Origin of the sequence: Streptomyces shenzhenensis, from assembly GCF_003688995.1 — a bacterium.
Classification (GTDB): domain Bacteria; phylum Actinomycetota; class Actinomycetes; order Streptomycetales; family Streptomycetaceae; genus Streptomyces; species Streptomyces shenzhenensis_A.
In genome coordinates this window covers 1-614 of the sequence record NZ_PENI01000115.1, presented here as the reverse complement: position 1 = coordinate 614, position 614 = coordinate 1, and the positions used below count along the sequence as shown (strand labels likewise).

The following is a 614-nucleotide window of genomic DNA, read 5'->3' as shown; positions in this document are numbered from 1 at the left end:
GCGGGTACCCAGTCGATGAGGACGCCGATGCCTGTCTGGTGCAGGGTGTCGATGAGGTGTTTGAAGTCGTCGGGGGTGCCGAGGCGGGCGGTCGGGGCGTAGTAGCCGGTGACCTGGTAGCCCCAGGAGCCGCCGAAGGGGTGCTCGGCGACCGGCATCAGCTCCACATGGGTGAAGCCCAGGTCCCGGGCGTACGCGGGCAGTTGCTCGGCCAGCTGACGGTACGTCAGCCCCGGGCGCCAGGACGGCAGGTGGACCTCGTACACGGAGAACGGGGCCTCGTGCACGGGGATGTCCGCGCGGTGTGCCAGCCATGCGTCGTCGCCCCACTCGTGGTGGGAGGCGTGCACCACGGAGGCCGTCGCGGGTGGCACCTCCGTGCGGCGTGCCATCGGGTCCGCCTTGAGGAACCGGTCACCGTGGCGCGAGGTGATCTCGAACTTGTACAGCTCGCCCTCGCCGACGCCGGGCACGAACAGCTCCCAGACGCCCGAGGAGCCGAGCGAACGCATCGGGTATCCGGTGCCGTCCCAGAAGTTGAACCCGCCGGCCAGCCGCACGCCCCGGGCGTTCGGCGCCCACACGGTGAAGCGGGTGCCGGTCACGCCCTGGTG

Annotated in this window: 1 protein-coding gene; it reads right to left on the bottom strand. The window is 71.0% G+C overall.

Annotation, left to right across the window (positions count from 1 at the left end; all coding sequences use genetic code 11):
- Positions 1–614: alpha-amylase family glycosyl hydrolase (locus CTZ28_RS46425; RefSeq protein ID WP_259472126.1), on the bottom strand; the 614-nt coding region annotated here is incomplete at both ends.